This is a genomic window from Streptomyces sp. NPDC048734 (genome assembly GCF_043198675.1).
Taxonomy (GTDB): domain Bacteria; phylum Actinomycetota; class Actinomycetes; order Streptomycetales; family Streptomycetaceae; genus Streptomyces.
Window position 1 is genome coordinate 102865 of the sequence record NZ_JBICUZ010000018.1, and the last position, 15734, is coordinate 118598.

At 70.9% G+C, this 15734-nt stretch carries 16 protein-coding genes; 5 read left to right on the forward strand and 11 right to left on the reverse strand.

The genetic code is table 11. The features are described from left to right. Positions 1–156 precede the first annotated feature (156 nt). A complete protein-coding gene (locus ACGFQC_RS32205) occupies positions 157–1989 on the forward strand; it encodes an endonuclease/exonuclease/phosphatase family protein (protein WP_363091174.1) in 1833 nt (610 codons plus the stop codon). Between the two features lie 346 nt (positions 1990–2335). On the opposite strand, the gene ACGFQC_RS32210 is transcribed toward ACGFQC_RS32205, so the two are convergent. Then, positions 2336–2836 (reverse strand): DUF3618 domain-containing protein, encoded by a 501-nt coding sequence (locus ACGFQC_RS32210; protein WP_363091175.1) that lies wholly within the window; start codon positions 2834–2836, stop codon positions 2336–2338. After that, positions 2833–3252, reverse strand: a complete 420-nt coding sequence (locus tag ACGFQC_RS32215) for a phage holin family protein (protein ID WP_363091176.1) — start codon at positions 3250–3252, stop codon at positions 2833–2835. Before ACGFQC_RS32215 ends, ACGFQC_RS32210 begins: the two co-directional genes overlap by 4 nt. 162 nt (positions 3253–3414) lie before the next feature. Between ACGFQC_RS32215 and dapA the strand changes: the two genes are divergently transcribed. Beyond that, positions 3415–4317, forward strand: coding sequence for a 4-hydroxy-tetrahydrodipicolinate synthase (dapA, locus tag ACGFQC_RS32220; RefSeq protein ID WP_363091177.1), 903 nt, complete (start codon positions 3415–3417; stop codon positions 4315–4317). 130 nt (positions 4318–4447) lie between these two features. Here the strand turns inward: dapA and dapD are convergent, their stop codons facing one another. Beyond that, on the reverse strand, positions 4448–5431 hold the full coding sequence (dapD, locus tag ACGFQC_RS32225; protein ID WP_363091178.1) for a 2,3,4,5-tetrahydropyridine-2,6-dicarboxylate N-succinyltransferase: 984 nt from the start codon (positions 5429–5431) through the stop codon (positions 4448–4450). Positions 5432–5862: 431 nt separating this feature from the next. Here dapD and ACGFQC_RS32230 point away from each other — a divergent pair, with 431 nt between their 5' ends. Further along, positions 5863–6693, forward strand: a complete 831-nt coding sequence (locus ACGFQC_RS32230) for an AbfB domain-containing protein (RefSeq protein WP_363091179.1) — start codon at positions 5863–5865, stop codon at positions 6691–6693. Positions 6694–6793: 100 nt separating this feature from the next. On the opposite strand, the gene ACGFQC_RS32235 is transcribed toward ACGFQC_RS32230, so the two are convergent. The 8 genes from ACGFQC_RS32235 to ACGFQC_RS32270 are packed head-to-tail and all read right to left on the reverse strand — an operon-like array spanning position 6794 to position 13402. Next, positions 6794–7126 carry a metal-sulfur cluster assembly factor gene (locus ACGFQC_RS32235; protein WP_030677253.1) on the reverse strand — a complete coding sequence of 111 codons (333 nt, stop codon included), beginning with the start codon at positions 7124–7126 and terminating at the stop codon, positions 6794–6796. Beyond that, entirely contained in the window at positions 7123–7593 is a 471-nt protein-coding gene (sufU, locus tag ACGFQC_RS32240; protein WP_363091180.1) for a Fe-S cluster assembly sulfur transfer protein SufU, read from the reverse strand. Before sufU ends, ACGFQC_RS32235 begins: the two co-directional genes overlap by 4 nt. A 39-nt stretch (positions 7594–7632) precedes the next feature. Next, positions 7633–8889 (reverse strand): cysteine desulfurase, encoded by a 1257-nt coding sequence (locus ACGFQC_RS32245; protein WP_363091181.1) that lies wholly within the window; start codon positions 8887–8889, stop codon positions 7633–7635. After that, positions 8886–9650 (reverse strand): Fe-S cluster assembly ATPase SufC, encoded by a 765-nt coding sequence (sufC, locus tag ACGFQC_RS32250; RefSeq protein WP_363091182.1) that lies wholly within the window; start codon positions 9648–9650, stop codon positions 8886–8888. The genes ACGFQC_RS32245 and sufC overlap by 4 nt, the downstream gene beginning before the upstream one ends. Positions 9651–9657: 7 nt before the next feature. Continuing rightward, positions 9658–9978 (reverse strand): non-heme iron oxygenase ferredoxin subunit, encoded by a 321-nt coding sequence (locus tag ACGFQC_RS32255; RefSeq protein WP_363091199.1) that lies wholly within the window; start codon positions 9976–9978, stop codon positions 9658–9660. Beyond that, a complete protein-coding gene (sufD, locus tag ACGFQC_RS32260; RefSeq protein WP_363091183.1) occupies positions 9975–11156 on the reverse strand; it encodes a Fe-S cluster assembly protein SufD in 1182 nt (393 codons plus the stop codon). Before sufD ends, ACGFQC_RS32255 begins: the two co-directional genes overlap by 4 nt. A gap of 60 nt (positions 11157–11216) precedes the next feature. After that, on the reverse strand, positions 11217–12638 hold the full coding sequence (sufB, locus tag ACGFQC_RS32265) for a Fe-S cluster assembly protein SufB (RefSeq protein WP_363091184.1): 1422 nt from the start codon (positions 12636–12638) through the stop codon (positions 11217–11219). Then, a complete protein-coding gene (locus tag ACGFQC_RS32270) occupies positions 12635–13402 on the reverse strand; it encodes a metalloregulator ArsR/SmtB family transcription factor (protein ID WP_363091185.1) in 768 nt (255 codons plus the stop codon). The genes sufB and ACGFQC_RS32270 overlap by 4 nt, the downstream gene beginning before the upstream one ends. A 523-nt stretch (positions 13403–13925) precedes the next feature. On the opposite strand from ACGFQC_RS32270, the gene ACGFQC_RS32275 reads away from it, so the two are divergent. Together ACGFQC_RS32275 and ACGFQC_RS32280 are read left to right on the forward strand one after the other, a co-directional pair. Further along, positions 13926–14849 (forward strand): ABC transporter ATP-binding protein, encoded by a 924-nt coding sequence (locus tag ACGFQC_RS32275; protein WP_363091186.1) that lies wholly within the window; start codon positions 13926–13928, stop codon positions 14847–14849. A gap of 91 nt (positions 14850–14940) precedes the next feature. Continuing rightward, positions 14941–15711: an ABC transporter permease gene (locus ACGFQC_RS32280; protein WP_363091187.1), complete on the forward strand. Its 771-nt coding sequence runs from the start codon at positions 14941–14943 to the stop codon at positions 15709–15711. The last annotated feature ends 23 nt before the right edge of the window (positions 15712–15734 follow it).

Genomic DNA, 15734 nt, shown 5'->3' on the forward strand with positions numbered 1-15734 from the left:
TACATGGCCGAAACCTTGACAACTGGACCGGCCAGGCTGGAGATTGACGCGCGTAGAAGTTGGGGGGACAGGTGTTCACTGGTTTCTACGCGCGTCATCCGCGCCCCACGTCTCACCCTCGTCCCGGCGCTCATGAACGTCCCCGGAGGGAACCCCTTGCCTAGCAGGTCTTCCACGCGCCTCGCCGCGCTCACCGTCGCCGCCGTCTGCTCCGCCGCGTCGGCGGTCGTCGTCGCCGCGCCCGCGCACGCGGACCCGGACTCGGTGCGCATCCACGACATCCAGGGCACCACCCGCGTCTCGCCGTACGCCGGCAAGCAGGTCACGGACGTGACCGGAATCGTCACCGGTGTGCGCACCTACGGTTCTTCCAAGGGTTTCTGGATCCAGGACCCGGACCCGGACGCCGACCCGGCCACCAGCGAGGGCGTCTTCGTCTTCACCAGCTCGGCCCCCAAGGTCGCCGTCGGGGACGCGGTCAGCGTCTCCGGCACGGTCTCGGAGTACGTCCCGGGCGGCACCTCGTCCGGCAACCAGGCGGTGACGGAGATCGTCCGTCCGACGGTGACCGTGGTCTCCGGGGGCAACGCGGTCCCGGCCGCGACGGTCGTCGACGCGAAGTCGGTGCCGGCTGCCTATGCCCCGGCCGGCGACCCCGCCGCGAACAACTCGATCAACGCCCTGCCCCTGCGGCCCGGCACCTACGCCCTCGACCTCTACGAGTCCCTCGAGGGCATGAACGTCCAGCTCTCCGACGTCCGCGTGGTCGGCGCCACCGACCCGTACACCGAGCTGTGGGTCACGGTGAAGCCGTGGGAGAACCGCAACCGCCGCGGCGGCACGGTCTACGGCTCCTACGACGCCCAGAACACCGGCCGGCTCCAGATCCAGTCGCTCGGCAAGGTCGCCGACTTCCCCGCGGCGAACGTCGGCGACCGGCTGACCGGCGTCACCGAAGGCCCCCTGGACTACAACCAGTTCGGCGGTTACACCGTCGCCGCCAACCGGATCGGCGCGCTCGAGAGCGCCGGTGTGGAGCGGGAGACGACCCAGAGGCAGAAGAACGGCGAGCTGGCGGTCGCGACGTACAACGTCGAGAACCTCGACCCGTCCGACACCACGTTCGCGGCGCACGCCTCCGCGATCGTGAACAACCTGAAGTCGCCCGACATCGTGTCCCTGGAGGAGATCCAGGACAACAACGGCGCGACCGACGACGGCACGGTGGCCGCCGACCTGACGGTGACCGAGCTGATCGACGCGATCGTCGCCGCGGGCGGTCCCCGCTACGACTGGCGCTCGATCGATCCGGTGAACAGGACCGACGGCGGTGAGCCGGGCGGGAACATCCGTCAGGTGTTCCTGTTCAACCCGGAGCGGGTCTCCTTCACCGACCGCGCGGGCGGCGACGCCACCACCGCGGCCGGCGTCACCAAGGAGCGCGGCAAGGCGGCCCTGACCGTCTCGCCGGGCCGGATCGACCCGGCGAACGCGGCCTGGAGCTCCAGCCGCAAGCCGCTGGTCGGCGAGTTCGCCTTCCGTGGCCGCACGGTGTTCGTGATCGCCAACCACTTCAACTCCAAGGGCGGCGACCAGGGGCTGACCTCGCAGTACCAGCCGGCGGCGCGCAGCTCGGAGACCCAGCGCCACCAGCAGGCGACGCTGGTCAACTCCTTCGTCAAGAACATCCTCGACACCCAGAAGAACGCGGACGTCGTCGCGCTCGGCGACATCAACGACTTCGAGTTCTCCGGCACCACGAAGCTCCTCGAGGGTGACGGCGAGCTGTGGTCGGCGATCAAGTCGCTGCCCAGGAGCGAGCGTTACTCGTACGTCTACCAGGGCAACAGCCAGGTCCTCGACCAGATCCTGGTCAGCCCGTCGATCCGGCGCGGCTGTGACTTCACGTACGACAGCGTGCACATCAACGCGGAGTTCAACGACCAGATCAGCGACCACGACCCGCAGGTGCTGCGCTTCAAGCCGTGACCGGCCGTCCCGGGGCCGGCTGAACACGTCCTTCAGCCGACCCCGCCGGGCCGTTCCGTCGGCCCGGCAGTCAGGGCGAGGCGTGCCCGGACGGGAAGGACCCGGCGCCCCGGAGGGGGAGCCGGGTCCGGCATACCGTCGACTGCTGACTGCTGACGGTCGGCTGTCAGCCGTCGGCGGCCGGTTGTCAGCCGTCAGCCGTCGGCGGCCGGTTGTCAGCCGTCAGCCGTCGGCGGCCGGTTGTCAGCCGTCAGCCGTCGGCGGCCGGTTGTCAGCCGTCGGCGGCCGGTTGTCAGCCGTCGAACGCCGACACCCAGTCGTCGGCAGCCGTCCGCCGTCGGTCGGGTCAGCGTGCGCAGCGGCGGCGGCCGAGCACTCCCGCCACCACGAGCGCGACGCCCGCCGCGGCCACGATCGCCACCGGCCCCGGGTGCCGCGCGGCGAACCGGACCGGCGCGCGCAGCGGCGCCGGGGCGGCGTGTTCCGCGTGGGACCCCGTTTCCTGGAGGTCCTCGCCCGTCTTCGCGGCCCTGGCCCGGAGTTCGTACCGCGTGTCCTTCACCCTGCTCCGGGCCGTGTGGCCGACGCGGCCCGCCTTGTCCTGGACGGTGTGCCCCGCGTCCTTCGCCTTCTCCTGCACGGTGTGGCCCGCCTGGGCCGCCGTGCTGCGGAGCTGGACCGTCATCGCGCCCGCGCGGTCCCTGAGGTCGGCCGCGCGGGCCTTGGCCCGCCCGCGGATGTCCGTCTTCGCCGCCAGTTCCTCGACCGTGGCGCCCAGCTGGTTCCTGGTCTGCGCTATCTGCCTGCGCAGCTCCGCGGCGCCGTCCGCGGCTGCCCTGTCCGTCATCGGTGCGCCCTTTCCCTGATTTCCTCGACGTCCGCCTTGACGCTGCCGAGGGCCGCCTCGGGGGTGGGCGGCGTGGCCTGACGCAGCTGACTGCGTCCGGTCGCACCCAGGACGGCGGCGATCACGAACAGCACCGCCGTCACGATGAGCGCCGCGGCCCAGACCGGCAGCACCAGTGAGAGGGCGGCGACGCCCGTACCGGCGAGTGCCAGCAGACCGGCGTACGCGAACGCGCCCGCGGCCCCCAGCAGACCGCCGCCTCGGCCGGCGCGGCGTCCCTTCTCGGCCAGTTCCTCCTTGGCCAGTGCCATCTCCTGCCGGACGAGCCGGGAGAGCTGTTCGCTCGCCTGTCCGACGAGTTCTCCGACCGTGTGGTGCCCGTCGTGGACGGGCCGGGTCTCCGTGGTACCTGCCACGTGCTCCGCCTCCTCTCGCGGTGGTGACGCTCCGGGTACCCACAGGAACGACGGCTACCCGTGCGGTGCGGCAGGCTCGCCGTCGACGTCGCAGCAGTCCTTAGCCGTACCTCGTAGCAGATTTAAGTGGAGCTTCACGATCACGGTGCCGAGACTGCTTCCATGACGAACGCAGCCTTCCCCGGCGCCCCCTTCGGCCGCGCCCTCTGCGCGATGGTCACGCCCTTCACCGCGTCGGGCGCCCTGGACCTCGACGGTGCCCAGTGCCTCGCCGCCCGCCTGGTCGCGGACGGCTGCGACGGGCTCGTCCTGTCCGGCACCACGGGCGAGTCCCCGACCATGTCGGACGCCGAGAAGGCGGAGCTGGTGCGGGCCGTGCGGGCGGCGGTCGGGGACCGGACCGCTCTGGTGGCGGGCGTGGGCACCGCCGACACCCGGCACACCGTCGAACTGGCCCTCGCCGCCGAGAAGGCGGGCGCCGACGGCGTGCTGGTGGTCAGTCCGTACTACAGCCGCCCTCCGCAGGACGCGCTGGAGGCGCACTTCCGCGAGGTCGCCGACGCGTCCGGCCTCCCGGTCCTGCTCTACGACATCCCCGGCCGCACCGGCACCCGCATAGAGCCACAGACCCTGATCCGCCTCGCGGAGCACCCCCGGATCGTGGGCGTCAAGGACTGCTCCTACGACCTCCTCGGCACCCAGAAGGTGCTCTCCCGAACGGAGTTGGCCTGCTACGCGGGCTGCGACGAGCAGATCCTCGCGCTGTACGCGGTGGGCGCGACCGGGTTCATCAGCACCGTCGCCAACGTCGTCCCCCGCCAACTCCGTTCCGTCGTCGACGCGTTCGACGCCGGTGACACGACCGGGGCGGCGCGCCTCCAGCGACGTGCGCTGGAACTCGTCGAGTCGATGACGGCCTCGGGTCTGCCGGGCGCGGTCACCGCGAAGGGCCTGCTGGGCGAGCTCGGCCTGCCGGCCGGTCCCGTCCGGGCACCCCTGCGGCCCGCCGACCGAGAGACGGTCGACGGACTGCTGGCGGCGTACCGGGCCTGCGTGTCCGGGTAGGGGAGGCGGCCGGCGGTACGCACCTCCCCAGCCGGTCGTCACCTGCCCCGACACAGGCGCAGGCGCAGGCACAGGCCGGGGCCCGTACCGCGGGTGTCCGCGGTACGGGCCCCGGCCCGGTGTCGGGATGTCAGTTGTGGCTGTGCAGGATCTCGTTCAGGCCGCCCCACACCGCGTTGTTCGGACGGGCCTCGACCGTGCCGGTCACGGAGTTGCGGCGGAACAGGATGTTGGAGGCGCCGGAGAGTTCGCGGGCCTTGACGATCTGGCCGTCGGGCATCGTCACGCGGGTGCCCGCGGTGACGTACAGACCGGCCTCCACCACGCACTCGTCACCGAGGGCGATGCCGACGCCGGCCTCGGCGCCGATCAGGCAGCGCTCGCCGATGGCGATGATCACGTTGCCGCCGCCGGAGAGGGTGCCCATCGTGGAGGCGCCGCCCCCGATGTCCGAGCCGTCGCCCACCACGACGCCCGCGGAGATGCGGCCCTCGACCATCGAGGTGCCGAGCGTGCCCGCGTTGAAGTTCACGAAGCCCTCGTGCATGACCGTGGTGCCCTCGGCCAGGTGCGCGCCCAGGCGGACGCGGTCGGCGTCGGCGATGCGGACGCCCTTCGGGGCCACGTAGTCCGTCATGCGCGGGAACTTGTCGATCGACGTGACCTGGAGGTGCAGGCCCTCGGCGCGGGCGTTCAGCCGGACCTTCTCGATGTCGTCCACGGCGACCGGGCCGAGGGACGTCCAGGCGACGTTCGCGAGCAGCCCGAAGATGCCGTCCAGGCTCTGGCCGTGCGGCCTGACCAGGCGGTGGGAGAGCAGGTGCAGGCGCAGGTAGGCGTCGTGCGTGTCGATCGGCTTGTCGTCGAGGGAGCTGATGACCGTGCGGACCGCGACCACTTCGACGCCTCGCCGGGCGTCCGGGCCGATCGCCCTGGCGGCTCCCTCACCGAGCAGTTCCACGGCCTTCTCGGCGGACAGGCGCTCGGTGCCGGACGGGCCGGGCTCGTCGGTGAGGAGGGGGGTGGGGAACCAGGCGTCGAGAACGGTGCCGTCGGCGGCGAGGGTGGCGAGGCCGGCGGCCGCGGCGCCGGTGGTGCGAGTGGTGTCGGTCATGAGGGAAACCTAACCGGCGGGAACGGGTGGAGGCCAACCCGCGGGGCGGTGTCTCAGGTGGCGGGCGGGAAGGGGCGGCGCGGTACGTGGGGCCACCGACGGGGGCGCGCCGCGGCCCTGCTCCCGGCGATCCGGGCCCCTCCGACCATCCCGCCGGCCACCTCGCCGGTCCGGCACCCGGCCACTCCTGCCGACCCCCGGCCACTCCCGCCGGTCCAGCCACCCGGCCACCCGGCCGCCCCCGCCCATCCGGCCCATCCGGCCCATCCGGCCCATCCGATTCGGTTCCCCCACGGCACTCGGGCCCCGTAGCGGAAACCGCTCGCCCAAACGCCTGCTCGGGAGCCACCGGTTCCGCTACTGTTTCACCGTTCAAACACCGGGCCGTCGCAGCCGTGTTCGCCCTTCGGGCGCCGCTGGAGGAACAGCGCATGCCAGACAACAGGTCCCGGCCTTCTCCGGGGCACCACTGGGAGAACGGCTGGGCTCCGGACACCTCCCGGACACCCGGGACGCGGCGGCTGTGGCTGGCCGGCGTCCTCGCCGTCGCGACCGTCGTGGCCTGCGTCGCGACCGTCTCGCTCACCGACCGGCCGGCCGACGAGCAGTCGGCCGCCCGGGCGGGGCGGACCGTGTCCGACAAGCAGACGTCGCCTGGGCTCATCTCCTTCGCCTCGCCCCCGGTGAGCGGTTCGCCCTCGGCGTCGGCCTCGTGGGCGAGTGCCTCGCCGTCCGCGCCGGCCTCCTCCTCGCCGTCGCCCGGCGGCAGTTCGTCACCATCCGCGCCGGCCCCGCCCTCCCCGTCGGCCTCGGTCGGCGGGAGCGGTTCCGATCCGCGGCCGGTGACCGTGCGGCGGTCGGTGCGGTCCGTCAACTACCCCGACCGCTACTGGCGGGTGGGCGGCGGCCAGGTGCGGCTCGAAGCGGCCGGTGGCGCGGAGTTCCGTGCGGACGCCACCTTCACCGTGGTGAGCGGTCTGGCGAGCGGCTCGTGTCTGTCGTTCCGCGCGTCCGACGGGACCTACCTGCGCCACCGCGACTTCGTGCTGCGCGCGGCACCCGACGACGGCTCCTCGCTGTTCCGGCGGGACGCCACCTTCTGCGCCCGCGCCGCCGACTCCGGCGCGGTCATGCTGGAGTCGGTGAACTTCCCGGGGTACTTCCTGCGCCACCAGAGCTTCCAGGTGAAGCTGCAGCGGTACCAGAACGGCGGTCAGTACGCCGCCGACTCCGCCTTCCGACTCGTGGAGGGCCTGGCGTAGGGTCCGCGCACGAAAGACCCGCGCACGAAAGAACGGCGACGTCCTCGAGGACGTCGCCGTTCTTTCGTGCTGCGGATGCACCGCGGAGGTACCGCGGATCTCAGACGTTGAAGCCGAGCGCGCGGAGCTGCTCACGGCCGTCGTCCGTGATCTTGTCCGGGCCCCACGGCGGCATCCAGACCCAGTTGATGCGCAACTCGTTGACCAGGCCGTCCGTGGCGGACTTCGCCTGGTCCTCGATGACGTCCGTCAGCGGACAGGCCGCGGAGGTCAGGGTCATGTCGATCGTCGCGATGTTCGCGTCGTCGACGTGGATGCCGTAGATCAGCCCGAGGTTGACGACGTCGATGCCCAGTTCGGGGTCGACGACGTCGTACAGCGCCTCGCGGAGCTCCTCCTCGGAGGCCGGCTTCATCTCAACGGTCTCGCTCATGCCGTCTTCCTTTCGGCGTCGGCGTCGGCGCCCAGCGCCTGGGCCGTCGCGTCCTTCCACGCCATCCAGCTGAGGAGGGCGCACTTGACCCGTGCCGGGTACTTGGAGACACCGGCGAACGCGACCGCGTCCTCCAGCACCTCCTCCATCGCGTCGTCCGGTTCGACCTTGCCCTTGGACTGCATCAGCTCCAGGAAGGTCTCCTGGATCCGCTGCGCCTCGGAGACGCTCTTGCCGACGAGGAGCTCGTTCAGCACGGAGGCCGAGGCCTGGCTGATGGAGCAGCCCTGCCCCTCGTACGAGACGTCCTCGACGGTCGTGCCGTCGTACTTCACCCGCAGGGTGATCTCGTCGCCGCACGTCGGGTTGACGTGGTGCACTTCGGCGTCGCCGTCCCGCAAGCCCCGCCCGTGCGGGTTCTTGTAGTGGTCCAGGATGACTTCCTGGTACATGGAGTCCAGCTTCACGTCAGCTAACCTCGCGTCCCATCGTCGTCGTCACGCCCCTCAGCCGAAGAAGTTCCGTACGTGCTCCAGGCCCTCGACCAACGCGTCGATCTCGGCGGGCGTGGAGTACAGGTAGAACGACGCTCGCGTGGTCGCGGGAATTCCGTAGCGCAGGCAGACGGGGCGCGCGCAGTGGTGTCCGACCCGGACCGCGATGCCCTGCTCGTCGAGGACCTGACCCACGTCGTGCGGGTGGATGTCGCCGAGCGTGAAGGAGATCGCGGCGCCGCGCTCCTCTGCGGTGGCGGGTCCGATGATCCGCAGGTCGGGGACCTCGCCGAGCCGCTTCACCGCGTACTCGGTGATCGCGTGCTCGTGGGCGAGGATCTTGTCCATGCCGATCGCGGACAGGTAGTCGATCGCCGCGCCCAGGCCGACCGCCTGCGCGATCGGCGGGGTGCCCGCCTCGAACTTGTGGGGGGCGGGCGCGTAGGTCGAGGAGTGCATCGACACCGTCTCGATCATCTCGCCGCCGCCCAGGAACGGGGGCAGGTCCTCGAGCAGCTCCTGGCGGCCCCACAGGACGCCGATGCCGGTCGGGCCGCACATCTTGTGGCCGGTGAAGGCCACGAAGTCGGCCTGGAGGGCCTGCACGTCCATCGGCATGTGCGGCGCGGCCTGCGAGGCGTCGACGCACACCAGGGCGCCGACCTCCTGCGCGCGGCGCACTATCGCCTCGACCGGGTTGACCGTGCCCAGGATGTTCGACACCAGCACGAAGGAGACGATCTTCGTCTTCTCCGTGATGATCTCGTCGATGTTGGACAGGTCGAGGCGGCCGTCGTCGGTGAGACCGAACCACTTCAGCTTCGCGCCGGTGCGCTGCGCCAGCAGCTGCCACGGCACGATGTTGGAGTGGTGCTCCATCTCCGTGATGACGATCTCGGTCTCGGAGTCCACGCGGTAGGGCTCGTCGGCCCAGCCCAGCATGTTCGCGACCAGGTTCAGCGATTCCGAGGCGTTCTTGGTGAAGATCACCTCGTCGCGGCTGGGCGCGTTGATGAACTCCGCGACCTTGTCGCGCGCGCCCTCGTACAGTGCCGTGGCCTCCTCGGCGAGGACGTGCACGCCACGGTGGACGTTGGCGTTGTAACGCTCGTAGTACTCGCTCAGGGCGTCCAGCACCTGGCGCGGCTTCTGCGAGGTCGCCGCGTTGTCCAGGTACACGAGCTTCCGGTCGTCGTGGAGCACGCGGTCCAGGATCGGGAAGTCCTTGCGGATCGCCTCTGTGTCGAGGAGGCCCGGCAGCTGTGTCACTCGGATGCGCCACCCTTCGTGTAAACCTCGTAGCCCTCGTTCTCCAGCTTGTCGGCCAGCTCGGCGCCGCCGGACTCGACGATCCGGCCGCCGGAGAAGACGTGGACGTGATCGGGCTTGATGTAGCGCAGGATGCGCGTGTAGTGCGTGATCAGCAGGGTGCCGACCTCGCCGGTCTCGCGGACGCGGTTCACGCCCTCGGAGACGATGCGCAGGGCGTCGACGTCCAGACCGGAGTCCGTCTCGTCGAGGATCGCGACCTTCGGCCTGAGCAGCTCCAGCTGGAGGATCTCGTGGCGCTTCTTCTCACCGCCGGAGAAGCCCTCGTTGACGTTGCGCTCGGCGAAGGACGGGTCCATGTTGAGGCGCTCCATGGCCTCCCGGACCTCCTTCACCCAGGTGCGCAGCTTGGGGGCCTCGCCGCGGACGGCGGTGGCGGAGGTGCGCAGGAAGTTGGAGACCGAGACGCCGGGGACCTCGACCGGGTACTGCATCGCCAGGAACAGGCCGGCGCGGGCGCGCTCGTCGACGGACATCTCCAGGACGTCCTCACCGTCGAGGGTGACGGTGCCGCCGGTGATCGTGTACTTGGGGTGACCGGCGAGCGAGTAGGCCAGGGTGGACTTGCCCGAGCCGTTGGGGCCCATGATGGCGTGCGTCTCGCCCTGCTTCACGGTCAGGTCGACGCCCTTGAGGATCTCCTTCGTGGCGTTGTCGGCCTCGACGGTGACGTGCAGGTCTCGGATTTCAAGCGTTGCCATGGGGGCCTCAGGACTCCTGGGTGAGGGAGACGAGCACGTCGTCCCCATCGATCTTTACGGGGTATACGGGGACGGGGCGCGTCGCGGGAAGGCCGGACGGCTTGCCGGTGCGCAGGTCGAAGGCGGAGCCGTGGAGCCAGCACTCGATCTGGCAGTCCTCCACCTCGCCCTCGGAGAGCGAGACGTTCGCGTGGGAGCAGATGTCGTTGATCGCGAACACCTCCCCCTCCGTCTTCACGACGGAGACCGGCGTACCGTCGAGTTCCACCCGCTTGGGGGTGTTCTCCTCCAGCTCGCCCAGCCCGCAGGCGCGTACGAACGTCATCAGACCGACGCCTCCAGCTCCTCGTCGATCCGGGTGAGGAGGCGCCCCTGGATGTCGTCGACGCCGATCTGCTGCACCAGCTCGGCGAAGAAGCCGCGGACCACCAGACGGCGGGCGTCGTCGGCGGGGATGCCGCGGGCCATCAGGTAGAACAGCTGCTCGTCGTCGAAGCGGCCGGTGGCGGAGGCGTGGCCGGCGCCGACGATCTCGCCGGTCTCGATCTCCAGGTTGGGCACGGAGTCGACGCGGGCACCGTCGGTGAGGACCAGGTTGCGGTTCATCTCGTAGGTGTCGGTGCCCTCGGCCTTGGCCTCGATGAGGACGTCGCCGATCCACACCGCGTGGGCGCCGTCGCCCTGGAGCGCGCCCTTGTAGGCGACGTTCGACTTGCAGTGCGGGGTGTTGTGGTCGACGAGGAGGCGGTGCTCCTGGTGCTGGCCGGCGTCGGTGAAGTACAGGCCGAACAGCTCGGCCTCGCCGCCGGTGCCGGCGTAGGCGACGCGCGGGTGCAGCCGTACGAGGTCGCCGCCGAAGGTGACCACGAACGACTTGAAGGTGGCGTCCCGGCCGATCAGCGCGTTGTGCTGGGCCACGTGCACGGCCTTGTCGTCCCAGTCCTGGACGGAGACGACGGTCAGCTTGGCGCCGTCGCCGAGGACGTAGTCGACGTTGGCGGCCAGCACGGCGTCACCGGTGTGGTCGATGACGACGACGGCCTCGGCGAAGGCGCCCAGCTCGATCACCTGGTGGCCGAAGGAGACCCCGCCCTCGCCGTGCACGCTGATGCGGATGGGCTCGGTGAGGACCGTCTCCTTGGGGACGGTGACGACGCCGGCCTTCTCGAACGCGGAGTACGCCTGGGCGGCGACGCGGTCCACGGGGGTGCCCGCCCTGCCGAGGCGGGCGTCGTCGCGGCCGACGGTCTCGACGACGACGCCCTCGGGGGCGTCGATGTCGACTTTGACGCCGTCGCCGGTGGCGACCGCGGTGCCGTCGTGCAGGCCGCGCAGCCGCTCCAGCGGGGTGAACCGCCACTCCTCCTCACGGCCGTGCGGGACCGGGAAGTCCGCCACGTCGAAGGACGCGGGCGCACTCATGCGCGTGGCGACGGTGGACTCTGCGGCCACCGCGATCTGGCCGGCGGTCGTGCTGCCCACCGGGATGTTTCGGGCCTCAGCCATGGCTGTCAGTCTGCTCTCTTCCTACGTCAGGTTTCGCTGGCTGTGGGTGGTGGGCGGGTCCTAACCGACCGCGCCCTCCATCTGCAGCTCGATCAGCCGGTTGAGCTCCAGCGCGTACTCCATCGGCAGCTCCTTGGCGATGGGCTCGACGAAGCCGCGCACGATCATGGCCATCGCCTCGAACTCGCTCAGACCACGGCTCATCAGGTAGAAGAGCTGGTCCTCGGAGACCTTGGAGACGGTCGCCTCGTGGCCCATGGACACGTCGTCCTCGCGGACGTCCACGTACGGGTACGTGTCGGAGCGGGAGATGGTGTCCACGAGCAGCGCGTCGCACAGCACGTTGGACTTGGAGCCGTGGGCGCCCTCGCCGATCTCGACGAGGCCGCGGTAGGAGGTGCGGCCGCCGCCGCGCGCCACGGACTTCGAGACGATGTTGGAGGAGGTGTTCGGCGCCATGTGGACCATCTTGGAGCCGGCGTCCTGGTGCTGGCCCTCGCCCGCGAAGGCGATGGACAGGGTCTCGCCCTTGGCGTGCTCGCCCATCAGGTAGACGGCCGGGTACTTCATCGTCACCTTGGAACCGATGTTGCCGTCGATCCACTCCATGGTCGCGCCCTCGTAGGCGACGGCGCGCTTGGTGACCAGGTTGTAGACGTTGTTCGACCAGTTCTGGATGGTCGTGTAACGGCAGCGGGCGTTCTTCTTGACGATGATCTCGACGACCGCGGAGTGCAGCGAGTCCGACTTGTAGATCGGCGCCGTGCAGCCCTCGACGTAGTGCACGTAGGCGCCCTCGTCGACGATGATCAGGGTCCGCTCGAACTGGCCCATGTTCTCCGTGTTGATGCGGAAGTAGGCCTGGAGCGGGATCTCGACGTGCACGCCCGGCGGCACGTAGATGAAGGAGCCGCCGGACCACACCGCGGTGTTCAGCGACGCGAACTTGTTGTCGCCGACCGGGATGACGGTGCCGAAGTACTCCTTGAAGAGCTCCGGGTGCTCCTTCAGCGCCGTGTCGGTGTCGAGGAAGATGACGCCCTGCTCCTCCAGGTCCTCGCGGATCTGGTGGTAGACGACCTCGGACTCGTACTGGGCCGCGACACCGGCGACGAGGCGCTGCTTCTCCGCCTCGGGGATGCCCAGCTTGTCGTACGTGTTCTTGATGTCCTCGGGCAGGTCCTCCCAGGACTCCGCCTGCTTCTCCGTGGAGCGCACGAAGTACTTGATGTTGTCGAAGTCGATCCCCGACAGGTCCGAGCCCCAGTTCGGCATGGGCTTCTTCTCGAACAGGCGCAGGCCCTTGAGCCGGAGCTTGGTCATCCACTCCGGCTCGTTCTTCTTCGCCGAGATGTCGCGGACGACGTCCTCGTTGATGCCGCGCTTCGCAGAGGCGCCGGCCGTGTCGGAGTCGGCCCAGCCGTATTCGTACTTACCCAGGCCCTCGAGTTCGGGGTGGGCAGTCTCCGTGGGGAGAGTCATGCGGGGTTCCTCCCGGCCGTGCTTGCAGATGCGATATCGGTGGTGTGATCGGTGCGGTGATCAGTCGTGGCGGAAATCTTGGGGATGAACGTCGTGCAGACGCCGTCGCCGTGCGCGATGGTCGCCAGCCGCTGGACGTGCGTTCCGAGCAGCTGGGAGAAGATCTCGGTCTCCGCCTCGCAGAGCTGGGGGAACTTCTCCGCGACATGGGCGACGGGGCAGTGGTGCTGGCACAGCTGTTCGCCGACCGGTGCGCTGCGCGCCGTAGCAGCGTACCCGTCGGCGCTCAGGGCCTTGGCCAGGGCCTGGGTGCGCTGTTCGGGCCCGGCGGCCTCGATCGCCTGGCGGTAGCCGGCGGCCTGTTCGGCGATCCTCGCGCGGGCGAAGGCGGCGACGGCCTCGTCCCCGCCGAACCGCTCCTGGATGAAGCGCAGGGCGTCCGCGGCGAGCTTGTCGTACGACTGGTCGAAGGCGTCGCGGCCGCAGTCGGTGAGGGCGAAGACCTTCGCGGGACGCCCGCGCGTCCGCGCTCCGTACACCCGCTGCTCGCGCGGCGCCACGACGTCGTCGGCGACCAGCGCGTCCAGATGCCGGCGTACGGCGGCCTGGGTGAGCCCCAGCCGTCCGGCCAGCTCGGCGACGGTCGACGGCCCGTGGTCCAGGATGGAGCGCGCGACACGGTTGCGCGTGGAGCGCTCACCGGTCGCCAACTCCTCCTGAGGGGTCCCCGTGGGGGTCTCCCGAGCCTCGCCGACGTTTTTCACAACGCCATTGTTGCGTAATTCCTCGGAGGCAGGCAAGCCGCGTCCGGATCACCGCCCGGTGCCCTGCGTCACTTAGGTGAACCTAATCTGACCTGCGCGAACGATCTCCGGCCGGCCGGAACGGTCGCCTCGCCCCCACTCGCGGGATCGGCGTCGCCCCTGGGGTCTTTCGTTCGGATCGGGCCGGTTCAGGGAGCGGGGTCCGGTGCCGGGGGCACCTCCCGCGCCTTTCGGGCGGTGGGGGAGCCTCGCGAGGCGGAGGAGGGAGTCGGGGCGGAGCCCCGGCGACCGACGACAACGCGGCGAGGGGCGGCACCAGGGCCCGCGAGCCCGGCATGATCCGAACGAGGGACCCCGGGCCCCGCTCGCGGCACGCGTGCGCCGAGCGGGGCCCGGGGAGCGGTGCTCGAAGCGGTGTGCCGCTCTCGCGAGGAGCAGGTCCGGGGCCCGCCCGCGGGGGCCGGCGGCGGCTTCCCGCACCCGCCCGTCCGGGCGCCCGTTCGCGAACCTAGACTCTGGACCCATGCGAAGCGAGCCCGTGGTCCAGGTCCAGGCCCTGGTGAAGCGGTACGGCACGAAGACCGCGGTGGACGGCCTCGACCTGGTGGCCGAGGCGGGCGTGACGGCCGTACTCGGCCCCAACGGCGCGGGCAAGACGACCACCGTCGAGACCTGCGAGGGCTACCGCAGGCCGGACTCCGGCAGCGTCCGCGTCCTCGGCCTCGACCCGGTGGGACAGGCCCGCGACCTGCACCCCCGGATCGGGGTGATGCTCCAGTCCGGGGGCGTCTACTCGGGGGCGCGGGCCGACGAGATGCTGCGGCACGTCGCCCGGCTGCACGCGCACCCGCTGGACGTGGACGCGCTCGTCGAGCGGCTGGGGCTGGGCGGTTGCGGCCGCACGACGTACCGGCGGCTGTCCGGAGGCCAGCAGCAGCGCCTCGCGCTCGCGATGGCCGTGGTGGGGCGCCCGGAGCTGGTGTTCCTCGACGAGCCGACCGCCGGTCTGGACCCGCAGGCCCGCCGCGCCACCTGGGACCTGGTCCGGGACCTGCGCGCGGACGGGGTCTCGGTCATCCTCACCACGCACCACATGGACGAGGCCGAGCAGCTCGCCGACGACGTGGCGATCATCGACGCGGGCAGGGTCATCGCCCAGGGCTCCCCCGAGGAGCTGTGCCGCGGCGGCGCCGAGAACACCCTCCGCTTCAGCGGCCGCCCCGGCCTGGACGTGACCTCCCTGCTCAAGGCGCTGCCCGCCGACAGCGAGGCCACCGAACCGACACCGGGCTCGTACCGGATCACCGGCAAGGTGGACCCGCAGATGCTGGCCACGGTGACCTCGTGGTGCGCGCAGCACGGAGTGATGCCGGACCGGATCTCGGTGGAGCGGCACACCCTCGAAGACGTCTTCCTGGAGCTCACCGGCAAGGAGCTGCGTTCATGATTCCTCCCGCCCGCCACAAGACCGGCCGGGGGTCCGGGGGTCGCACCCCGGAAGGACACGGCCTGGAGCTCACCGGCAAGGAGCTGCGTTCATGACGGCCACCGGTACGTACACGCCGAAGCCGGGGGCCGCTCCGCTGCCCCGCATGATCAGGGCCCAGGCGGCGCTGGAGACGAAGATGCTCCTGCGCAACGGTGAGCAGCTCCTGCTGACCGTCGTGATCCCGACCCTGCTGCTGGTGCTGTTCAGCTCGGTGGACATCATCGACACCGGCGCCGGCGAGGCGGTCGACTTCCTGACCCCCGGCGTCCTCGCGCTCGCCGTGATGTCGACGGCGTTCACCGGACAGGCCATCGCCACGGGCTTCGAGCGCCGGTACGGCGTGCTCAAGCGGCTGGCGGCCTCCCCGCTCCCCCGTTGGGGGCTGATGGCCGCGAAGACGCTCGCCGTGCTGGTCACGGAGGTCCTCCAGGTCGCCCTGCTGACGGTGATCGCCTTCGCGCTGGGCTGGTCGCCGCACGGCAACCCGTTCGCCGTGCTGCTGCTGCTGGTCCTCGGCACGGCGGCCTTCTCGGGCCTCGGTCTGCTGATGGCGGGCACGCTGCGGGCGGAGGCCACGCTGGGCGCCGCCAACCTGGTGTTCCTGCTGTTCCTGGTGGGCGGCGGGGTGATCGTGCCGCTGGAGAAGTTCCCCCCGGGCGCCCAGGACGTGCTCGCCCTGCTGCCGATCTCGGCGCTCTCGGACGGACTGCGCGACGTGCTCCGGCACGGGGCCGCGATGCCGTGGGGCGACCTGGGGATCCTCGCCGTGTGGGCGGCCCTGGGGCTGGCCGCGGCCGGCCGGTTCTTCCGCTGGGAATGACCCGCTCCGGGCCCGCCCGGGAC

Coding starts and splice junctions, on each gene's coding strand:
- ACGFQC_RS32210 (WP_363091175.1), bottom strand. CDS start 2,836: ATGACGGACAGGGCAGCCGCGGACGGCGCCGCGGAGCTGCGCAGGCAG.
- dapA (WP_363091177.1), top strand. CDS start 3,415: ATGACGAACGCAGCCTTCCCCGGCGCCCCCTTCGGCCGCGCCCTCTGC.
- dapD (WP_363091178.1), bottom strand. CDS start 5,431: ATGACCGACACCACTCGCACCACCGGCGCCGCGGCCGCCGGCCTCGCC.
- ACGFQC_RS32230 (WP_363091179.1), top strand. CDS start 5,863: ATGCCAGACAACAGGTCCCGGCCTTCTCCGGGGCACCACTGGGAGAAC.
- ACGFQC_RS32235 (WP_030677253.1), bottom strand. CDS start 7,126: ATGAGCGAGACCGTTGAGATGAAGCCGGCCTCCGAGGAGGAGCTCCGC.
- sufC (WP_363091182.1), bottom strand. CDS start 9,650: ATGGCAACGCTTGAAATCCGAGACCTGCACGTCACCGTCGAGGCCGAC.
- sufD (WP_363091183.1), bottom strand. CDS start 11,156: ATGGCTGAGGCCCGAAACATCCCGGTGGGCAGCACGACCGCCGGCCAG.
- sufB (WP_363091184.1), bottom strand. CDS start 12,638: ATGACTCTCCCCACGGAGACTGCCCACCCCGAACTCGAGGGCCTGGGT.
- ACGFQC_RS32275 (WP_363091186.1), top strand. CDS start 13,926: ATGCGAAGCGAGCCCGTGGTCCAGGTCCAGGCCCTGGTGAAGCGGTAC.
- ACGFQC_RS32280 (WP_363091187.1), top strand. CDS start 14,941: ATGACGGCCACCGGTACGTACACGCCGAAGCCGGGGGCCGCTCCGCTG.